Source organism: Psychrobacter sp. M17(2026) (assembly GCF_055699815.1).
In genome coordinates this window covers 3,098,263-3,119,798 of the sequence record NZ_CM146741.1, presented here as the reverse complement: position 1 = coordinate 3,119,798, position 21,536 = coordinate 3,098,263, and the positions used below count along the sequence as shown (strand labels likewise).

General features: G+C 43.6%; 12 protein-coding genes, 2 tRNA genes and 3 rRNA genes. 10 read left to right on the top strand and 7 right to left on the bottom strand.

All coding sequences use genetic code 11. The features are described 5' to 3' along the window. Position 1 precedes the first annotated feature (1 nt). From ACR63T_RS13235 to ACR63T_RS13225, 3 genes are read right to left on the bottom strand one after another with little or no spacing between them, the layout of a single operon-like run. The gene (locus tag ACR63T_RS13235) at positions 2 to 964 is read right to left on the bottom strand and encodes a Na(+)-translocating NADH-quinone reductase subunit C (RefSeq protein WP_201570611.1); all 963 of its coding nucleotides are present in this window, start codon (positions 962 to 964) and stop codon (positions 2 to 4) included. Then, on the bottom strand, positions 945 to 2,180 hold the full coding sequence (locus tag ACR63T_RS13230) for an NADH:ubiquinone reductase (Na(+)-transporting) subunit B (protein WP_201570610.1): 1,236 nt from the start codon (positions 2,178 to 2,180) through the stop codon (positions 945 to 947). Before ACR63T_RS13230 ends, ACR63T_RS13235 begins: the two co-directional genes overlap by 20 nt. 5 nt (positions 2,181 to 2,185) lie before the next feature. After that, the gene (locus ACR63T_RS13225) at positions 2,186 to 3,535 is read right to left on the bottom strand and encodes a Na(+)-translocating NADH-quinone reductase subunit A (protein WP_201570609.1); all 1,350 of its coding nucleotides are present in this window, start codon (positions 3,533 to 3,535) and stop codon (positions 2,186 to 2,188) included. A gap of 1,029 nt (positions 3,536 to 4,564) precedes the next feature. Between ACR63T_RS13225 and hisA the strand changes: the two genes are divergently transcribed. Genes hisA through ACR63T_RS13210 form a run of 3 tightly spaced genes read left to right on the top strand, consistent with a single transcriptional unit; the run spans position 4,565 to position 7,379 of the window. Beyond that, positions 4,565 to 5,323, top strand: coding sequence for a 1-(5-phosphoribosyl)-5-[(5-phosphoribosylamino)methylideneamino]imidazole-4-carboxamide isomerase (hisA, locus tag ACR63T_RS13220; RefSeq protein ID WP_472784276.1), 759 nt, complete (start codon positions 4,565 to 4,567; stop codon positions 5,321 to 5,323). Positions 5,324 to 5,377: 54 nt separating this feature from the next. Then, on the top strand, positions 5,378 to 7,045 hold the full coding sequence (locus ACR63T_RS13215) for a mechanosensitive ion channel domain-containing protein (protein ID WP_472784275.1): 1,668 nt from the start codon (positions 5,378 to 5,380) through the stop codon (positions 7,043 to 7,045). Positions 7,046 to 7,079: 34 nt separating this feature from the next. Next, positions 7,080 to 7,379, top strand: a complete 300-nt coding sequence (locus tag ACR63T_RS13210; RefSeq protein WP_201570604.1) for a hypothetical protein — start codon at positions 7,080 to 7,082, stop codon at positions 7,377 to 7,379. A 108-nt stretch (positions 7,380 to 7,487) separates the two neighbouring features. Here the strand turns inward: ACR63T_RS13210 and rnr are convergent, their stop codons facing one another. From rnr to thrS, 4 genes are all read right to left on the bottom strand, one after another. Next, the gene (gene rnr, locus ACR63T_RS13205) at positions 7,488 to 9,743 is read right to left on the bottom strand and encodes a ribonuclease R (RefSeq protein WP_201570602.1); all 2,256 of its coding nucleotides are present in this window, start codon (positions 9,741 to 9,743) and stop codon (positions 7,488 to 7,490) included. 183 nt (positions 9,744 to 9,926) lie between these two features. Continuing rightward, entirely contained in the window at positions 9,927 to 11,171 is a 1,245-nt protein-coding gene (locus ACR63T_RS13200) for a toxic anion resistance protein (protein WP_201570601.1), read from the bottom strand. 265 nt (positions 11,172 to 11,436) lie between these two features. Next, complete coding sequence (infC, locus tag ACR63T_RS13195; RefSeq protein WP_201573624.1) at positions 11,437 to 11,934, bottom strand: translation initiation factor IF-3; 498 nt, start codon at positions 11,932 to 11,934, stop codon at positions 11,437 to 11,439. A gap of 29 nt (positions 11,935 to 11,963) precedes the next feature. Then, entirely contained in the window at positions 11,964 to 13,898 is a 1,935-nt protein-coding gene (gene thrS / locus ACR63T_RS13190) for a threonine--tRNA ligase (protein ID WP_201570600.1), read from the bottom strand. A 1,220-nt stretch (positions 13,899 to 15,118) separates the two neighbouring features. Here thrS and ACR63T_RS13185 point away from each other — a divergent pair. The 7 genes from ACR63T_RS13185 (at position 15,119) to ACR63T_RS13155 (ending at position 21,504) form a co-directional block, all read left to right on the top strand. After that, positions 15,119 to 16,657, top strand: a 16S ribosomal RNA gene (locus tag ACR63T_RS13185). Between the two features lie 82 nt (positions 16,658 to 16,739). After that, a tRNA-Ile gene (locus ACR63T_RS13180) sits at positions 16,740 to 16,816 on the top strand. 9 nt (positions 16,817 to 16,825) lie between these two features. Then, positions 16,826 to 16,901 (top strand) — tRNA-Ala (locus ACR63T_RS13175). A 325-nt stretch (positions 16,902 to 17,226) separates the two neighbouring features. Continuing rightward, positions 17,227 to 20,089 (top strand): 23S ribosomal RNA (locus ACR63T_RS13170). Between the two features lie 121 nt (positions 20,090 to 20,210). Then, positions 20,211 to 20,325 (top strand): 5S ribosomal RNA (gene rrf, locus ACR63T_RS13165). Together the 16S, 23S and 5S rRNA genes with 2 tRNA genes alongside form the textbook arrangement of a ribosomal RNA operon. Before the next feature lie 111 nt (positions 20,326 to 20,436). After that, positions 20,437 to 21,057: a hypothetical protein gene (locus ACR63T_RS13160; protein WP_472784274.1), complete on the top strand. Its 621-nt coding sequence runs from the start codon at positions 20,437 to 20,439 to the stop codon at positions 21,055 to 21,057. A 105-nt stretch (positions 21,058 to 21,162) separates the two neighbouring features. After that, on the top strand, positions 21,163 to 21,504 hold the full coding sequence (locus ACR63T_RS13155) for a hypothetical protein (protein ID WP_472784273.1): 342 nt from the start codon (positions 21,163 to 21,165) through the stop codon (positions 21,502 to 21,504). Positions 21,505 to 21,536 lie beyond the last annotated feature (32 nt).

Here is a 21,536-nt window from a genome sequence, read left to right as displayed (position 1 = left end):
CTTACGCCTCCTTGCCATTGGTAGCAGTTGTAACATTGGCAGCTGGTACAACGACTGCCAGCTTGGTTACAGAATGAGTTAGGGCAGCATCATTCTGACCTAGCTTTTGATAAGGGCTGTCTTGATGTAAGCTTTGACGAGCAACTGCATCCGTACTCTCAAGTGTTTTGCCACTCTGTTCACGCTGTGCATCTAAATAAGGCTTGTAGCCTTGCTCACCCAACCAGAACTGAATCATGTTACTGACACCACGACTGGTCAAAGTCGCACCGCTAATACCATCGACCCAGTTATCTTTTGGATTACCTGCTTTGGCCACGCCAGTAGCGACTTCGCCGTTTTCATCATACGAGTGAATACCGCTCCACGTCGCACGCCATTTTGGCTCTTCGATACGCGCGCCAAGACCTGGGGTTTCTTTATGCTCATAAAAGCTAATACCTTTGATGGTATTCATATCGCTCTCAAGCGTTAAAAACCCATAAATTGTACCCCATAAGCCGTAGCCTTGAATCGGCAATACGACCAGTTCAGGCTTGCCAGCATCATCATTTTTGACATAGACTTTGGCATATTTAGGTACACGGCCAATACTAGCGGGATCGTTATCACCCAAGTCTTCACTTAGTGCCTGATTTTTGGTCGCTTGGCTGGCATCATAAGCATTGCGATCATCAATACCGACTGCGCTTAGCGCATCATCCTCAAGATAATCGCCCGCCTTCAAATCAACGATTTCGACATCGAAGTCTTTAAAGCGTTCAGCGACATCATCATTGGTATCTTGTGCTGGATCAAACATACCAGCCGCTACTAAGATGTTCTTGTTACGGTCTAAGCGCGCGTTTTCGACTTGCGATGGCTTTAAACCAACCGCTGCCGCTGAAACGAGTACTGAACATACTAAGCATAACGTTAACGCTACGCTGACCGTTTTCATGTTATTACTTTTGGGCTTGGACATAACGAACCCTCCGTGCCGTTTGACGTTTGATATTCGCTTGTGTCACAAAATAATCAAACAATGGAGCAAATAGGTTGGCAAACAAAATAGCCAGCATGATGCCTTCTGGGAAAGCTGGATTGACCACACGGATCAATACCGTCATAAAGCCAATCAAGATACCATAAGCCCAGCGACCTTTATTGGTATGCGCCGCTGATACAGGATCCGTGGCCATAAATACCGCACCAAAAGCAAAGCCACCGATGACTAAGTGCCAATAAAAAGGCAGTTCCATCATCAGATTGTCATCAGAGCCAATCATATTAAAGATAAGTGACGTGGCTACCAAACCGATAACACAGCCTGACATGATGCGCCATGAAGCAATACGCGTCCACAGCAACACTGCCGCGCCAAACAAGATAGCTAAAGTCGATACTTCACCGACACTACCTTGGATATTACCAAAAAAGGCATCACTCCAAGTAATCGCTTGACCATAGACATTAGTAAAGTCAGCTGGACTTACGCCAAGAGCAGCTAGGCCAAGTGGCGTCGCTCCTGAGAACCCATCGACCGCTGTCCATACCGAATCGCCTGATATATAGGACGGATAAGCGAAATAAAGAAAAGCTCGTCCCGATAGGGCAGGGTTTAAGAAGTTCTTACCCGTACCACCGAATACTTCTTTGGCAACGACAACCCCAAAGATAATACCCAAAGCCACTTGCCATAAAGGAATATCTGGTGGCATGATCAGTGCGTACAGCACTGAGGTAACAAAAAAGCCCTCATTGACGTCATGACCACGGGTAATAGCGAACAGAATCTCACAAGTAATACCAACGACAAAGGTGACGATATAAATCGGTAAGAACTGCATCGCCCCGTAAACAAAACAAGCCCAGATACTAGTCGGATCATAGCCCACCATGCCAGTGATGATAGTACGCCAGCCATCAGCCTGTAGACCAAGCTCAGCAATAGCGGTTAGCGCTTGGTGACCGACGTTGTACATGCCAAAGAACATCGCTGGAAAAGTACACATCCACACCGTAATCATAATGCGCTTTAGATCAATACCGTCGCGCACATGAGAAGAAGTAAAAGTCGTTGAATCTGGCTGACGCAAAAACGTATCGAACATCTCAAAGATAGGATAGTATTTTTCGTGCTTACCACCCTTAACAAAAGACGGCTCCATACGATCGAACATGTTGTGTAAAAATTTCATCGTGGTTAACCCTCCAGCTCAATGCGTGTCAAATTATCACGCAAGATATCGCTGTATTCGTATTTGCCAGGGGATACAAAGGTGCACAGAGCCAAATCTTCTTCATCAAGTTCTAAGACACCTAAGTCAACAGCAGTGATAATGTCTTCAACAATGAGCGCACGTAACAGCTGCGTTGGCAGATAGTCCTGCGGCATCACCTCTTCGTAAACGCCAATTGGCACCATCGCTCGCGGTGAACCATTAGTCGTCGTAGTGAAATTATATTTTTTCTTAAAAAACTGCGAGATATAAATAGGCAGCTTTGAAAAGCGATTTTTACCAGGAGTAAAGAAGTGAAATGCTGGACGCTCATGGCCTTCGGACAACACACTGACCTGGTCATGAAAACGACCCAAATAAGCGACATTGTCAAACACTTTGCGACCCGACAGTACTGAGCCTGAGATGATACGGTTATCATCACCGACCAGTTTGCCTTTAGTCAAAGCAGTAACGTCCGCGCCGCGCTCGGTTGCGACGAGATGCGGTGCTTTTACTGCAGGTCCTGCTAGGCTCAAGAGACGACGAGTATATAGACGTCCTGTGGTAAACAGCTTACCGATAGCAATCACATCTTGATAACCGATCGTCCAAACACTAACGCCGCGCATAAGCGGGTGCAAAAAGTGAATGTGCGTACCAGCCAAACCCGCAGGGTGCTTACCACTAAAGCTATGGTACTCAGTGACGTTATCGGTTGCCATATTGGTGGCAGGGGTCAAATGAGCATCGCCATGATGACAGACAAAGGTCTTTGGACTTAAGGTAGATAGAGCGGATAAACCATCGTTAAATGCTTGAGTCTGCTCATTGATCAATAGCATTGGATCAAAAGCTAATGGATTGGTATCCATGGCAGTGACAAAGATCGCTTGCGGACGCGCACCGATCTCAGGCGCACGGCTGTAAGGACGCGTACGAAATGCTGTCCATTCACCTGAAGCTAGTAATTGTTTCTCAATCACTTCAGAGTCAAGAGAAGCCAGCTGCCCAGAGTCAAAACGCTCAAACTCCACTTCTTCACCCTTAGGGTCGACAGCGATCACGAGACTCTCAAATACGCGGCGCTCACCACGTTTGATAGCGATGACTTTGCCAGCAGCAGGGGCAGTATAGATAACGCCAGCACGTTTCTTATCTTCAAAAACGGGCTGACCTTTGGCTACGATGTCGCCTTCTTTGACGTTCATAGTAGGCTTCATGCCCACATAATCATAGCCAATGAGTGCCACATGTGTTGGTTGGTGCTCAGATATCTCGCGGGAGGGCTCACCGGTGATAGGCAAATCCAAACCTTTTTTGATGGTAATCATAGGCGAAAACTTAGTCCATAGTCCAAAACGATACCAGACATCCTGTTCGGCATATCGACAGTAGCAACTTTAACATTATTAAAAGCATTCAATTCTCTATCGATGACGCAAAACAGGAATTAAATGCTTTATATATACGCTTAAGTAGTACTATTAGATAAGATGATTAACGCTGATCTTAGACTCCTAAACAACACGTTAATGTCTTATACGAATTACCAAGTGGCGACTGGCTACCAAGGTATATGCTAGTATCTGCTATCTGAAAACAGGTTGATCGTTTTAAATAACAAACAGTCTATACATATAAAGTCTTTAAAATTGTCATGTCAGTTTGATTAGATAAGCAATCATCTGAATCAGTAAATGGTCAATGTGTATTATATGGAAACAAAGCTTATATAAATCAATAGCCTACAACAATATACTTGGCTAAAATTGTAAGGGTGTTATAAGCATATGCACAATAAAATCGATTATTAGTTAACCCATTTAATGATCTGAAAATCGCAAACTATTCAATGCCTATTTTGCAATTGAAATATTAGAAATTATCTAAACTATATCTGTATATAGTGTTCTTAATAGTCTCAAGCACGCTGCTATTATTTAGTTACTAGCATTTAATGGTCTTCAATAGATACCGAAAAGCGGTCTATAAAGACGGACACTTTTAGACAACTATATAGAAACATGTACAAATTTACCTAGGATTATACGCTAAATTAACCTAAAATTGCCAGTCAGTAACTCAATTTAGCTGATATTAGTCTTGATTTTAGATAGATAAACTTATGGTTATGAGTTAGGGCGTGTTTGATAATTCAACCGTGGCACTGACAGTGACTATTTTTTGAATGTTTAACACGCCCTAATCATCAGTAGTTTATTTTCTCTTGAGTACAAAACGTGATTTGAAAGTGCTAATAATCAGACTTAAATCATAAAACACCTGTTTAAACAGGATAATCAATATTCTTAATTTTGCTTGTTTTGCTAAAAATGTAAGACTTTTATAAGGAATGCTCTATGTGTGCAGTACCAGTACCAGTAGCAGTACCAGTAATAATCCCAGCTATTGATCTTAAAGACGGCAAATGTGTTCGTCTAAAACAAGGACGGATGGAGGACGATACCGTGTTCTCTGATGATCCAGTTGCGATGGCAGCGCGTTGGGTGCATGAGGGTGCTCGTCGTTTGCATTTAGTAGATCTCAATGGTGCTTTTGATGGCGTGCCAGTTCATAAACAAGTCGTTCATGATATTGCCAAAGCTTTCCCTAATTTACCTATTCAGCTTGGCGGTGGTGTGCGTAATATGCGCACTATAGAGCAATACATTACCGCAGGTCTAACTTACATCATTATCGGTACCAAAGCCGTTGAAGACCCTGAGTTTGTCGCTGAAGCTTGTCGCGAGTTTGCAGGTCACATTATCGTAGGTATTGATGCCAAAGATGGCATGGTAGCGACCCACGGCTGGGCCAATGTTACGGATACTCGTGCCACTGAATTGGCTAAGCGCTTTGCCGATGTTGGCGTCTCCTCCATTGTTTATACTGATATCAACCGCGATGGTATGATGCAAGGCGTCAATGTAGAACAAACGGTCAATCTTGCCCGCGAAGGGGGTCTACCTGTTATCGCCTCTGGCGGCGTCACTGATATAAAAGATATTGAGTTGCTTAAGCCTTTTGGTGATTGTATCGAGGGTATTATTACTGGTCGTGCCATTTATGAGGGTACGCTAGACTTGGGCGAAGCACAGAACTACTTAGACGGTAAATAAGCATCGGGTTTAACCTGTCTTATTGCCTTCAATACTAGGTGACAAAGGATATCTATGGCAGCTTCTCCAAATCGCCTATCATTGGCTAAGCAATTGCTGGTTTATAGTCAAATACTGCTACTAAGCATGACTTTTGGCTTGCCAGCTTTAGCTGCTGAAGAAGCGTCTACTAGTACCTCTGATAAAGTATTAGCAGATACGGCCACAGCTTTAGGGCTACCAGAAGGCGCGTTGAGCTCCAATAAAGGGGCTGAAGCTGATCCTGAGAGTGGTGCAGCTGATAACAGTGAAGCAGGCGTAGCTCCCGTAGACTCAGTAAAGCCGCCACCTGTGATCAGTGGTGAGAGCACTAATAATGCACAGATAGAAACCACCCCAACCCCGCAAAAAGATAATGATATACGCGCTCGAATTAGCGGTATCTTCTCTGAGATTGACGGTCTGCAAGCGGTTACCGCAAGCGTGACGCAAGGTGTGGTTACCCTTGCAGGAGAGACCCCTAATGAGAAAAAAGCGCAACAAGCGATTAACCTAACCAATCGCTTAACCGATGTGGTTACAGTAGAAGACAAGATTGAGCGTACGCTCGATGTGCAGGACAACGTCAATACCGTATATCAAGGCCTAAAAAACCAAGTTAAGAACTTTATGAAAGCTTTGCCACTGATACTGGTCGGCTTAGTCATATTTGGAGTAGTGACTTGGTTTGGCAGCTTTCTATCCAATCGTAAAAAGTTCTGGCAGCGCCTTACGCCCAACCCTTTTGTCGCTGAACTGCTATCGCAAACCGTTAAAGTCATTTTTATCATCTTTGGCTTAATATTAGCGTTAAGTTTGATTGGCGCAGAAACTCTACTTGGAACGCTGCTTGGTGGTGCTGGGGTTATCGGTATTGCGGTAGGTTTTGCGGTAAAAGACAGTATAGAGAATTATATAGCCTCCTTACTGCTTAGTATTCGCCAACCGTTTCGGGCTCGTGATCAAATCGTTATCAATGATAAGGAGGGCATTGTCGTGCGTTTGACGTCAAGAGCTACTATTTTGATGACTTTAGACGGTAACCAGCTGCGCATTCCTAATGCCGAAGTTTTCAAAGCGACTATATTAAACTATACCAAAAACCCTGAGCGCAGATTTACCTTTGAGCTAGGCGTTGATGCTAATGACGATCCACTAGCCGCGATTAAAGTGGGCTTAGATGCTCTACGCACTTTGGACTTCGTATTAGCCAAGCCTAAGCCAATCGCAATTATCACTAACGTTGGTGATTCAAATATTGTCCTTGAGTTTCAAGTCTGGGTTGACCAGACGCAGACAGATTATCCAAAAGCACGCAGTATCGCTATTCGTGAAACCAAGCACGCCTTAGAGAACACAGGCTTTAGCTTACCTGAACCTATTTACAAATTACGCTTCGATAGCAAAGTTGAAAAAGCACTTGAGCACCTACAAAGTAATAGCGGCGAGAATGCTTTACCCGAATTGACGGTTAAATCCATAATGCCTGACCAGACAGGTGCTAATATCATTAACAATAAAAATTCTGACGATCTGGAAAAACAACAAGCAAAAGCCCGTGCTAAGCAAATCTTGCAAGGGGCTGAGGCTGATGAAGTACTAGATGCTAGTCCTGATCAGAAGCTAAAGGAAAAGGTAGAACAAGAGATTGCGGATAATACAGGCGAGACGGATCTTTTAAATAAAAACAGTCCACAAGAATAGTACAAGATGAATCATCAAACTTAAGGTTGCAATTATGCAAAGAAAACACTTGATTGCTTTTACTCTAGCCACTATTTTTATGTTGCTTGGCTTTAACATGATTAATAACTACTTTCACGAAAAGGATAGAGCTGCGCTGTTGGATAAAGATGTAGCAGCAGTTACTGAGATAAGCTCATCTATTGCAAATGACACCACTGATGGATCAGTGGATATTGCAGCACAACCATTAGGCAAGCAACCTAAAGCGATTATTGATAATACTATTAGTCAAATTGAACAAGCTCAAAACGTTGAACAGCAGCGTCTTGAGCAGATGGATAATGCTCAATAGTGAGGTTTTATTGTAATTAACAAACGATAAAATTGTGCAAAAAAAAGGCTAACGATAACGTTAGCCTTTTTGTTTATTGTTTTGAGAGCTGTTTGAAAATCTAGTAAACTAGCTTTTTTTACTTTTACTACGAGTATTCTTTTTAGCGGGTGCTTTCTTAGCAGGACCTTTTTTGCTTTGATTCATCTCACTCGATTTGAGTTTTTCTTTTAGATCAAAATCTATCTGCAAGAGATCCATATTGACGCCAGCCACTTTTACTCGTACTGAGTCACCTAGGCCAAATAAGTTGCCTTTATCTTTACCGATAAGCTGCTGCTGCTTTTCATCATAGACAAAGTAATCATCGCCTACATTAGAGATATGTACCAATCCATCGATATACAGATCGGTCAAAGTCACAAATAAGCCAAAGCTTGTAACACTAGTGACCACACCTTCAAAGTCTTCACCGACATGATCTTTCATGTAATGGCATTTGAGCCATGACTCAACATAGCGTGATGCTTTTTCAGCACGGCGCTCAGTATCTGAGGTTTGCGTGCCAGCACCATCGAGTGAAAAGTCCATAACAGGCTGTTGACTATTCGTCACTTTGGCTTTTATTGCCCGATGGAGCATCAGATCAGGATAACGGCGAATCGGTGAAGTAAAGTGACTGTATTCATCGTAAGCTAAGCCAAAATGACCGATATTATCAGGGGCATAGTTGGCCTGCATCATCGAGCGCAATAGCATACTATGGATACTGATAGCATCAGGACGCTCTTTAGTGGCTTCAATAATGCGCTGATAGTCTGCTTGTGTTGGGCTCTCCTCTGGGAAGGACAGGCCAAAGTTCTTGGCGTACTCATGAATACGCATGGACTTTTCGCCATCGGGCTTATCATGGTTACGATATAACACAGGCAACTCATGTTTTAGCGCAAAATTCGCCGCACAAGTATTAGCCAGCAGCATACACTCTTCGATCAGCTTATGCGCATCCCCTCGTGTACGCGGCACGATAGCTGCGATACCACCAGTCTCGTTAAATTTAATATAAGTTTCAACCGTTTCAAACTCCATCGCATGGCGCTCTTCACGTTTTTTCACCAGCAAGTCATAAAGCTGATGCAGCGTATCAACAGACTTTTTGACCTCTGCATTGCCCGTTAAAGACTTAGGAATACTAGCGTCTTTTGGATCATTAAAATAGTCATTGACTTGGTTATAAGTTAAGCGCGCTTGTGAGTTCATAACCGCAGGATAAAACTCATAGCCTGTCACTTTACCCGCGCGCGACACTTTAATATCAGCGACCATACACAAGCGGTCGACGTTAGGATTTAGTGAGCATAGACCGTTCGATAACACCTCTGGCAACATCGGTATAACGCGATGTGGGAAATATACCGAAGTACCGCGCTCATAAGCCTCTTTGTCTAGTGGCGAGTTCGGTGTGACATAATTGCTGACATCAGCAATAGCCACAAGCACTCGATAGTTACCACCAGAGCGCTTCTCTGCAAACACCGCATCATCAAAATCACGGGCATCTTCCCCATCGATAGTGACCAGGGGTATATTACGCAGATCAGTACGACCTTTTATATCTTTTTCGGTCGGCTCTTTATAGTCATTGGCTTGTTTAAGCGTCGCTGCGCTAAACTCAAAAGGAATATCGTAGTTCAGTAAAGTGGTCTCAATAATTAACTCACGATCATTATCATCGCTGAGCACTTCAGTAATCTTACCCGTCGCAAATTCGTGCTGGTTTGGCCAATCAATCACATCTACTTTGACAGGATAACCAAGCTTTACATCCATGGCTTTTACGTTGTCATCAGTAACGGTAATCGGCTGATGGTTGTTTGGGCTACCCAGCTCAACGCAATAGCCGTCTTCATCTTTAGCCAAGGTACCAATGAATTGGTTTTGTTGGCGCTCAACGACATCAACGATACGACCTTCTGTGCGACCACGATTGTCTGTAGAAGTGCCTACCGCTTCAACGGTATCGCCATTGAATACCCAGCGCATTTGCTTTTCGTGCAAAAACAAATCAGGCATATCACTTAGCAGTACAAAACCGAAGCCTTTAGCATGAGCTGAGACGGTTCCTGTGACAACATCGTGTTTGGTTACCGTACGAAAGCGCGAAGGGCGTCCTTCACGGGTAATTTGTCCATCGCGCACCATAGCTTTTAGTCGATTGGCTAGGGCTTCAATTTGATCTTCATCATCAATATTAAAGGCTTTTGCCAATTTTTGGTGCGTGGTTTCACCCAGCTCATTGATCGTGCCAATGATTAGCTCGCGACTAGGGATGGGGTTAACATATCTTTGTGCCTCACTTGAGGCGTTTGGATCATTCCAACTCATAAAGTACCGTATCTGTTTTTAGGATTATTGGTTTTAAGCTTATTAGCTCTGAAATTGTTAGCTCTAAACTTGCTAGCTCTAAAAATGTTAGTATGGCTATCTTAACACGAACATTCGCTTAATAGCTTATGTCAATTGTCCACATGTCATCGATAGCCTATTATTACTAAGTAAATGCGGTCTTTAGATATCGATATCAAGACCGTCTGATTTATTCGTTATCTTTTTACTATCCAGCTCTTTTGTAACCTCAAGCACTGTTGTTTGATTCGATTTATCCAAATACTTTTGAGCTTTGTCGACTTCAGTTGTCAAAGTATTGACCGTCTGCTTCATGTTCTCAAGCGCCTCAATCTTATAATTACTGATCATATCCATTGTGTCATAGACATTATTAAAAGCGTTTTGCAGTTTATCGAGCTCAATAGTACTACTGGTCGCCTGCTCATGAATTTCGCCAGACTGACGTTTGAGCATCGCTGAGGTTGATTCAATTAAGCTGCTAGTGGTTTTGTTCAAAGCAGTAATCTGATCTAATACTAGCTTTTGATTGGTCATCGCTTGCGCAACAATAACCGCAGTACGTAGCGCTGAAACGGTCGTTGTTGTGGCGCGATCGACCCCCTTTATCAGCTCCATATTATTACGGCGAATAGTATCTAAGGCTAAATAGCCTTGAACGTTGACAGCCAACTGAGTCAAAAAGTCGGTATTTTTTTGACGCACATAGAACAGCATCTCTTCTTTTATAATACGAGCCTTTTCAGGGTCGCTCGCTTCAATAGCATAGACCTTTTGCTCGAGTTGTTCATCGATTTTCTTTCCGACATAGACGTACTGGCGAATCGACTGCATGAGCTCCCACATATTGACTTTTTCTTGCTCAATCATAGCATTGTCTTTGAGCAGCTCATCCTTACCATTATATAGACTGGTCACCACCGCATTGATATGCGACTGTGCGGATTCATATTGACGAAAGTAATCTTGTACTTTATTACCAAAAGGAATGATGCCGAATAGCTTACGCGAGCTAGTTAACTGCTTTTTGCTAGGATCTAAATCCTCTACAATACCGCGCAAATCTGTCAATGACTTAGCAATAGGGGAGTTATCAAACAAGCTGTCGTTCAGGCTTTTAGCGGGTAGCTCAAGCATACGGTTAGAGACTTGCGCGGACTCTCGAATCTCTTTTGAGCCTAAGTTGTGGATAGATTGAACATTTTGCTGAAATTCAGGACTATGTACTGAATTATTTAGAACATGATCGACAAAGGCATCGACTTTAGCATCGAGCTCTGGGATTTGGCTTTCATCCAGCTTGACCATCTGATCCGCTTCGCTCTTTTGTACTTCTTTAACAGCAGCAGGCGGGGTTAACGAAATACTAGGCGCGGCTGCATTTTCAGGTGGGGTCAATTCTTGCATGGATATTCCTTTAATAGAGGGGATTAATTTCAGAAGGTCTACTATAAGCTTTATTATTATATTGGGGTTTGTTTACAATTAGATGATATATTCTGCTTTAGATTACCTTGTAATTATCAAGGTTAGAAGGCTGATTTTGTAAACTCGTTTATACGTGCTGCAACATGTTTTGCTCGGCGCAATAGTAAAAAACCATCAATACACGTACGCATATTGATGGTCAAAAAATAATACTAAATACTAACCCTAAGATTAGGGCAAGCATTTATCTTTTCTTAGTAGGCCCTAATAGCATACCCATCTGACGACCTTCCATCTTAGGATATTGCTCAACATTTGAGATTTCAGCAGTGTCTTCGATAATACGATCAAGCTGCTTACGACCGATCTCTTGATGCGCCATCTCACGACCACGAAAGCGAATACTAATCTTAACCTTATCCTGATCTTCCAAGAAGCTAACGATTTTTTTCAGTTTTACCTGATAATCGGCCTCTTCAGTACTAGGACGCAATTTCATCTCTTTGAGCTGAGTTTGCTTTTGGTTCTTTTTAGCCTCTTTCGCCTTTTGCTTTTGATCATACAGATAGTGTTTATAATCCATGATCTTGCACACGGGCGGTTTGGCATCGGGCACCAGCTCGACCAAATCTAAATTGTCTTCGCGTGCCGCTTTCATCGCGGTTTCGATATCGACTACGCCCATTTGCTCGCCGTCTTCTTTTACTAAACGGACTTCTTTGACGCTGATATCTTCATTAATGTTTAAACGATTCGACTGTTTAATAGGTATTACTCCTGATCTATTTTTGGGGTCTGTCGGCCTTTTTCGCTGACAGCTACATTTACTAAGGTAATAAACTCTGAGACACTCATCACGCCTAAATTCTCACCTTCGCGAGTTCGGACGTTGACCTTGCCTGATTCTACTTCTTTATCCCCTAATACTAACATATAGGGAATACGTTCTAATGTTTTCTCTCGTATCTTAAATCCAATTTTTTCGTTACGCAAGTCACTATTAGCACGCAGACCTGCATTTTTCAGCTCTTTTACCACGTTTTCGCAAGCTTCGGCCTGTTTATCAGTAATATTCATGACAACTACTTGTTGCGGAGCAAGCCAAACAGGCATCCAACCAGCATAGTTTTCGATGAGTATACCAATGAAACGCTCGAATGAACCTAAGATAGCACGGTGTAGCATAATAGGCACTTCACGTTCGTTTTGCTCATTAACGAATTCAGCGTCAAGACGTTCAGTCATATTAGGATCGACCTGAATAGTACCGCACTGCCAAACACGTCCTAAAGAGTCTTTGAGACTAAATTCAATCTTAGGACCATAAAAAGCGCCTTCGCCTGGCAAATAATCCCAATTGAGACCTGAGCTATCGAGCGCATCAGCTAGCGCTTTTTCTGCAAAGTCCCAAGATTCATCACTACCTACGCGCTTTTCAGGGCGAGTAGAGAGTTTCATAATGATATCTTTAAAGCCAAAGTCTTCATAAACAGCTAAAGTCAGCTTAATAAAGTCTGCCACCTCCGCCTGAATCTGCGCTTGCGTACAGAAGATATGCGCGTCATCTTGAGTGAAACCACGTACCCGCATCAAACCATGTAGTGAGCCTGATGGTTCATTGCGATGACAAGAGCCAAACTCCGCCATACGTAGCGGCAAGTCGCGATAAGATTTTAGACCTTGATTGAATACTTGCACGTGACAAGGGCAGTTCATCGGCTTTACCGCGTAATCACGGCTTTCACTAGAGGTAGTGAACATATTGGTCGCATAGTTGCCCCAGTGACCTGAGCGCTCCCACAGACTACGATCAACGATTTGCGGTGTTTTGATCTCTTCATAGCCATTATCATTTTGTACTTTACGCATATATTGCTCAAGTACTTGATAAATTGTCCAGCCATTTGGATGCCAAAACACCATACCTGGCGCTTGCTCTTGCATATGAAACAAGTTTAAGGCTTTACCAATTTTACGATGATCACGCTTCTCTGCTTCTTCAATACGTTGAATATAAGCTTTTAGCTGCTTTTTGTCTGCCCAAGCTGTGCCATAGATACGTTGTAATTGTTCGTTCTTCGCATCGCCGCGCCAATAAGCGCCTGACATCTTAGTGAGCTTAAATACTTTTAAGAATCGAGTGTTAGGCACGTGCGGGCCACGGCACATATCGACATATTCTTGATGATGATAGAGACCAAAGGCATCTTCGCCTGGCATATCATTAATCAGCTTAAGCTTATAATCTTCGCCACGCTCTTCAAATATTTTAATGACTTCATCACGTGGGGTTATCTTCTTGATGACATCATAGTCTTGCTTAATAAGCGCCATCATACGCTTTTCGATTGCTTCCATATGCTCAGGCGTGAAGGGCGTCTCGCTAAAAATATCATAATAAAAACCATCGTCAATGACGGGGCCGATAACCATTTTTACCTCAGGATAGAGCTGCTTGACCGCATGACCTAATAAGTGAGCGCAAGAGTGACGGATAATGTCGACACCATCATCATCTTTTGCGGTAACGATTTCGACTTTGGCGTCGGCTACTATAGGATCGCTGGCATCTACTAGATGTCCATCAACGCGGCCAGCTATCGTAGCCTTCGCGAGTCCTGGCCCAATACTTTCGGCCACTTGCATCACTGTAGTGTGACCGTCAAACTGTTTTACGCTACCATCGGGTAAAGTGATCGCTACCATAGTCTTCAATCCAATATTATTTATACGTTATCTAATGTAGACAACTATTTATTAAAGCAGAAAAACCGACACAAATGCCAGCCAAAGTATCAATATTATAGAGTTGGCGCTATTATAAACGATTTTTAGTAGCTATTCTTGCTATTTACTTATAACTAGTTTTCTCTGTAGCCTGCTATCTTATATATAGCTTATAGATAGTACTAGGACATCGAATCTATCGAAGCCAGTGGTAAAGTTATATCTACTTCATCGCTATTTGTTGATAAAGTTCTTCTATTATAAGAGCTCTTCTATATAGAACGTTATCCTATAAGAATGAAAGCAAGATTAGCTATAGTGTATAAACAGTACATTGATCAAAAAATCAACTTTACTATATATAGAGGCAAATTGGCTGATAACTAGAGTAAAGGAAGTGATCAATAAAGCAGTTATAAAGCAGCCACAGCTAAAAGCACATGTAATAGGAAATAAAACTTAAAGCTAAGCCCTTGATAAGAGTAGAAGTATCTCATTAACTGAAAATAACTTAAACAATCTCACCAAAACCGCTTGACCCTCATTCAGAACTGCGTATAATGCCACCCAGTCGGAAGGGAAGGCGGATTGGGAAAGTGGTTTACCACTTACTATTAATAGCGAAGCTATTAACCAATCAGCCGATAGATTGAATGTTAAAACCAACTACCTAGGTAGCATGATAAAAACATTCAAACTAAATAAAATAAACCCTTGACAACATAATTAAAGCGTCTATAATACGCACCTCATCAAGACGAGCTAGAAGTTAAACACTAAGAGATATTAGTGATAATGACAGCAAATCGGATGAAACAAATTTTAAAGAATTAAAATAAAAGCTTGACAGACTAGCGCATTGTGTTATGATAGTCAGCTCGCTAAACAGCATAAGCCATATGGTTTAGAGCCGAATAGCTAGATAAGAATACTGATACAAACTACTTACTGGACGACAGAAGTGGTTACTATTTAAAAGCTTAACTAAAGAACAACTTGTGTGGATTTTTGCTGAGTCAGGATGCATAAATAAAGTTGGTTGAGACTTCTTTTCGAAGTTGATTCTAACTATAAAAATTTATCATCTAAGACAGCAGAAAAACTCAAAGTTAATTCATTACGAACATAATTTTTAGCGATTTTGCCAGAATAGATGAGCCAAGTTTAGTGACCTCTTTAAAGGGTTACATAGCAAGATTAAACTGAAGAGTTTGATCATGGCTCAGATTGAACGCTGGCGGCAGGCTTAACACATGCAAGTCGAGCGGAAACGATACTAGCTTGCTAGTAGGCGTCGAGCGGCGGACGGGTGAGTAATACTTAGGAATCTACCTAGTAGTGGGGGATAGCACGGGGAAACTCGTATTAATACCGCATACGACCTACGGGAGAAAGGGGGCAGTTTACTGCTCTCGCTATTAGATGAGCCTAAGTCGGATTAGCTAGATGGTGGGGTAAAGGCCTACCATGGCGACGATCTGTAGCTGGTCTGAGAGGATGATCAGCCACACCGGGACTGAGACACGGCCCGGACTCCTACGGGAGGCAGCAGTGGGGAATATTGGACAATGGGGGCAACCCTGATCCAGCCATGCCGCGTGTGTGAAGAAGGCCTTTTGGTTGTAAAGCACTTTAAGCAGTGAAGAAGACCATATGGTTAATACCCATATGCGATGACATTAGCTGCAGAATAAGCACCGGCTAACTCTGTGCCAGCAGCCGCGGTAATACAGAGGGTGCAAGCGTTAATCGGAATTACTGGGCGTAAAGGGAGCGTAGGTGGCTCGATAAGTCAGATGTGAAATCCCCGGGCTCAACCTGGGAACTGCATCTGAAACTGTCGTGCTAGAGTATGTGAGAGGAAGGTAGAATTCCAGGTGTAGCGGTGAAATGCGTAGAGATCTGGAGGAATACCGATGGCGAAGGCAGCCTTCTGGCATAATACTGACACTGAGGCTCGAAAGCGTGGGTAGCAAACAGGATTAGATACCCTGGTAGTCCACGCCGTAAACGATGTCTACTAGTCGTTGGGTCCCTTGAGGACTTAGTGACGCAGCTAACGCAATAAGTAGACCGCCTGGGGAGTACGGCCGCAAGGTTAAAACTCAAATGAATTGACGGGGGCCCGCACAAGCGGTGGAGCATGTGGTTTAATTCGATGCAACGCGAAGAACCTTACCTGGTCTTGACATATCTAGAATCCTGCAGAGATGCGGGAGTGCCTTCGGGAATTAGAATACAGGTGCTGCATGGCTGTCGTCAGCTCGTGTCGTGAGATGTTGGGTTAAGTCCCGCAACGAGCGCAACCCTTGTCCTTAGTTACCAGCGGGTTAAGCCGGGAACTCTAAGGATACTGCCAGTGACAAACTGGAGGAAGGCGGGGACGACGTCAAGTCATCATGGCCCTTACGACCAGGGCTACACACGTGCTACAATGGTAGGTACAGAGGGCAGCTACACAGCGATGTGATGCGAATCTCAAAAAGCCTATCGTAGTCCAGATTGGAGTCTGCAACTCGACTCCATGAAGTAGGAATCGCTAGTAATCGCGGATCAGAATGCCGCGGTGAATACGTTCCCGGGCCTTGTACACACCGCCCGTCACACCATGGGAGTTGATTGCACCAGAAGTGGGTAGCCTAACCTTAGGGGAGGCGCTCACCACGGTGTGGTTGATGACTGGGGTGAAGTCGTAACAAGGTAGCCGTAGGGGAACCTGCGGCTGGATCACCTCCTTATAGACGCATCCACTTGGCAAGAATTCACAACAAGTTGTTCTTTAGTTAGCTTAAATATTAGCATGAGGTATATGCCTCTTACAGGCCTGTAGCTCAGCTGGTTAGAGCACCGTGTTGATAACGCGGGGGTCGGCAGTTCAAGTCTGCCCAGGCCTACCATTTTATTACGGGGCCATAGCTCAGTTGGTAGAGCGCCTGCCTTGCACGCAGGAGGTCAACGGTTCGACTCCGTTTGGCTCCACCATACATTAATAAATGCTAATATAGACAATGAGTATAAATAGAAACAAATGATTCACTTTACCTGAGGGTAAGATTGATTATTTCTTTCTGTTTTATACAGAGCTTACGACTCGACGAGAGCGTAGGAACTATTTAAAAACATAGATATGAGTCTGGGTTAGAAAGAGCGTGTTCACACGTTTCTTTCTAACCTTAATAACTCACCTCTTAACGACATCAGTTGTTATCCCAGGGGTGGGTTATTAAAAAAGTAAAGAGAACTGAATCAAGCGTATAAATTAGGTGATATCGTTATAATTGCTGACAAAGACCCTTTGGGGTTGTATGGTCAAGTAATTAAGCGCACATGGTGGATGCCTTGGCAGTCAGAGGCGATGAAAGACGTGACAGCCTGCGATAAGCTTCGGGGAGGCGGCAATATCCTGTGATCCGGAGATTTCTGAATGGGGAAACCCACCTATCATAAGATAGGTATTCCATACTTGTATGGGAAGCGAACGAGGGGAAGTGAAACATCTCAGTACCCTTAGGAAAAGACATCAAATGAGATTCCCCAAGTAGCGGCGAGCGAACGGGGAGAAGCCGATTGTTTCTAGAATAGAAGAACAGCGTGGGAAAGCTGACCGTAGTAGGTGATAGTCCTGTATTTTAAATTCTAGAGATGACATATTAAGTAGAGCGGGACACGAGAAATCCTGTTTGAAGATGGGGGGACCATCCTCCAAGGCTAAATACTCCTGACTGACCGATAGTGAACCAGTACCGTGAGGGAAAGGCGAAAAGAACCCCTGTGAGGGGAGTGAAATAGAACCTGAAACCGTGTGCGTACAAGCAGTAGGAGCTTCAATTTATTGGAGTGACTGCGTACCTTTTGTATAATGGGTCAGCGACTTATGTTCTGTAGCGAGGTTAACCATTTAGGGGAGCCGTAGGGAAACCGAGTCTTAATAGGGCGAATTAGTTGCAGGGCATAGACCCGAAACCGAGTGATCTATCCATGAGCAGGTTGAAAGTGTCGTAACAGACACCGGAGGACCGAACCCACTGTCGTTGAAAAGCCAGGGGATGACTTGTGGATAGGGGTGAAAGGCTAATCAAACTCGGTGATAGCTGGTTCTCCCCGAAAGCTATTTAGGTAGCGCCTCGGACGAACACCATTGGGGGTAGAGCACTGTTTCGGCTAGGGGGTCATACCGACTTACCAAACCGATGCAAACTCCGAATACCGATGAGTGATATCCGGGAGACACACAGTGGGTGCTAACGTCCATTGTGGAGAGGGAAACAACCCAGACCGCCAGCTAAGGCCCCAAATTCCTAGTTAAGTGGGAAACGAGGTGGGAAGGCATAGACAGCTAGGAGGTTGGCTTAGAAGCAGCCATCCTTTAAAGAAAGCGTAATAGCTCACTAGTCGAGTCGGCCCGCGCGGAAGATGTAACGGGGCTCAAACTAGGAGCCGAAGCTGCGGATTTGAATTTGTTTTCAAGTGGTAGGGGAGCGTTGTGTAAGCCTGTGAAGGTGTGTCGTAAGGCATGCTGGAGGTATCACAAGAGCGAATGCTGACGTGAGTAACGATAATGCGAGTGAAAAGCTCGCACGCCGGAAGATCAAGGGTTCCAGTCCAACGTTAATCGGGGCTGGGTGAGTCGACCCCTAAGGCGAGGCCGAAAGGCGTAGTCGATGGGAAATCGGTTAATATTCCGATACTTGTTTATAATGCGATGGAGGGACGGAGAAGGTTATGTCAGCCTGGCGTTGGTTGTCCAGGTGAAAGGATGTAGGCTTGTGGCTTAGGTAAATCCGGGCTACAACAAGGCTGAGATCTGATAGCAAGCTGTACTTGTACAGTGAAGTGGCAAATACCATGCTTCCAGGAAAAGCTTCTAAGCAATAGTTATAAACGAATCGTACCCTAAACCGACACAGGTGATCAGGTAGAGAATACCAAGGCGCTTGAGAGAACTCTGCTGAAGGAACTAGGCAAAATGGTACCGTAACTTCGGGAGAAGGTACGCTGCTGATGGTGATAGGACACGCTCCTTGAGCTGTTGGCAGTCGCAGATACCAGGCTGCTGCAACTGTTTATTAAAAACACAGCACTCTGCAAACACGAAAGTGGACGTATAGGGTGTGATGCCTGCCCGGTGCTGGAAGGTTAATTGATGGGGTTAGCGTAAGCGAAGCTCTTGATCGAAGCCCCAGTAAACGGCGGCCGTAACTATAACGGTCCTAAGGTAGCGAAATTCCTTGTCGGGTAAGTTCCGACCTGCACGAATGGCATAATGATGGCAGCGCTGTCTCCAGCAGAGACTCAGTGAAATCGAAATCGCAGTGAAGATGCTGTGTACCCGCGGCTAGACGGAAAGACCCCGTGAACCTTTACTACAGCTTTACATTGAACTTTGACCTGACTTGTGCAGGATAGGTGGGAGGCTTTGAAGCCAGCACGCTAGTGTTGGTGGAGCCAATCTTGAAATACCACCCTGGTCATGTTGGGGTTCTAACTCAGGTATAACAGTACCGAGGACAATGTATGGTGGGTAGTTTGACTGGGGCGGTCTCCTCCTAAAGAGTAACGGAGGAGTACGAAGGTGCGCTCAGACCGGTCGGAAATCGGTCGTAGAGTATAAAGGCAAAAGCGCGCTTAACTGCGAGACCCACAAGTCGAGCAGGTACGAAAGTAGGTCTTAGTGATCCGGTGGTTCTGTATGGAAGGGCCATCGCTCAACGGATAAAAGGTACTCTGGGGATAACAGGCTGATACCGCCCAAGAGTTCATATCGACGGCGGTGTTTGGCACCTCGATGTCGGCTCATCTCATCCTAGGGCTGAAGCAGGTCCTAAGGGTATGGCTGTTCGCCATTTAAAGAGGTACGCGAGCTGGGTTTAGAACGTCGTGAGACAGTTCGGTCCCTATCTACCGTGGGCGTTGGAAATTTGAGAGGAGCTGCTCCTAGTACGAGAGGACCAGAGTGGACGAACCACTGGTGTTCGGGTTGTCATGCCAATGGCATTGCCCGGTAGCTACGTTCGGATGGGATAACCGCTGAAAGCATCTAAGCGGGAAGCCCACCTCAAGATAAGATTTCCCTAAAGAGCCGTTGAAGACTACGACGTTGATAGGCAGGGTGTGGAAGTGCAGCGATGCATGTAGCTAACCTGTACTAATTGCTCGTTTGGCTTGACCATACAACACCCAAGTGGTTTTGTATATAAAGCATTATATCGATATCACCTTATCCTTGGTTCAGTTAGGATAGTGATACTTAGTCAATAAGTAAAACAAACAGACTCATATCTAACCCCCTTTGCTGACGACAATAGCAAGACGGAACCACCTGATCCCTTCTCGAACTCAGAAGTGAAACGTCTTAGCGCCAATGGTAGTGTGGCTCCGGCCATGTGAGAGTAGGTCATCGTCAGCTCTCTATTCCTAGACTTGCCCCCAACGTTAATTCGTTGGGGGCTTTTCTTTGGTTAGAATTTGGTTTTGATGCTAATATTGAAAGATAATAGATTACTAGGTACTTACAGTCATGAGAGTAGCGGAAGCTGTAGATAATTGGGAAACCGTCTTAGGAACTGAGATCGAGGTTGAAGGTATAGCTGAGATTTCTCATAGTATGTCTATAATTTACGAGAGTAGAGACAAAAAAAATATAGGTGAGCTTATAAAGCCAGGTATATTAGTTCATGGTGATCAGTTAGAAACTTTAGTACAACGGTTACCATTGACAATTGCTGGTCTCTGTGGGTCCGAAATTACATACTTGGTAAAGGTTCGCATACTAGGTATAGTTGCAAATACGGGATGTTCATTTGCCCCTCTTAAATTTGGGCACATTTATGAGATTGAGTTCGATGATGGGGACAGGGGTAAGCAAAGCCTTATTGCGAATTATCGGCTTAAAAACGTGGTTTTTAAAATAGATAGAAGTTTGAAAGCTACAGAAGTAAGAGAGTTTAGAAAATATTTTCTTGAGTTTGAAAATATGGTTGAACTAAAAAGACATCTAGAAAGTGGAAATTATTTAGTTCTACTCAGGCGTGTATTAGAAGCTGATATTTCAGAACATATATGCTTTTTAAAGAGAATAGACGTAGAGTTTGCTTTAGAAAATTCACCAATTGAGAATGGTTTTTGGGGTATGCCTTAATAAGCCGTTAATTTCTTATTTATAATCTTACGACTGTTCTACATATGTCCAAGTACTACTCTGTGAAAAAATAAATTTCAAATCTTATTAAGGTATTAATAAAAAATGAAATACATAAACAGAAGCGCTATTACAGTTTACGGCACAGAAAAGTTCCTTAATTGGGTCAAAAAAAATCATCCTATCTTGGAGAGTTGGGATTTAGATGCTTTAAACCATCATCCAAATGTATATTTATTCGATATGGAAGATCAGAATTGTTGGGGTAACTGTTTTGAAGAAAATTTTGATGCCATTTTTGAGCACGAAATTGGAGAGTTTACTTATGACAATGCTGAAGCACCTGTCGAAGTCACATTTGAGTCACATAGCTCTTGGTTCACATTTGAATATACTGAGGTAGTCTCTGACTTATCTAAAAATAATTTGATAGTATACGATGACTGACAAGGCTCCCAATATTTTGTAATATAAATTGT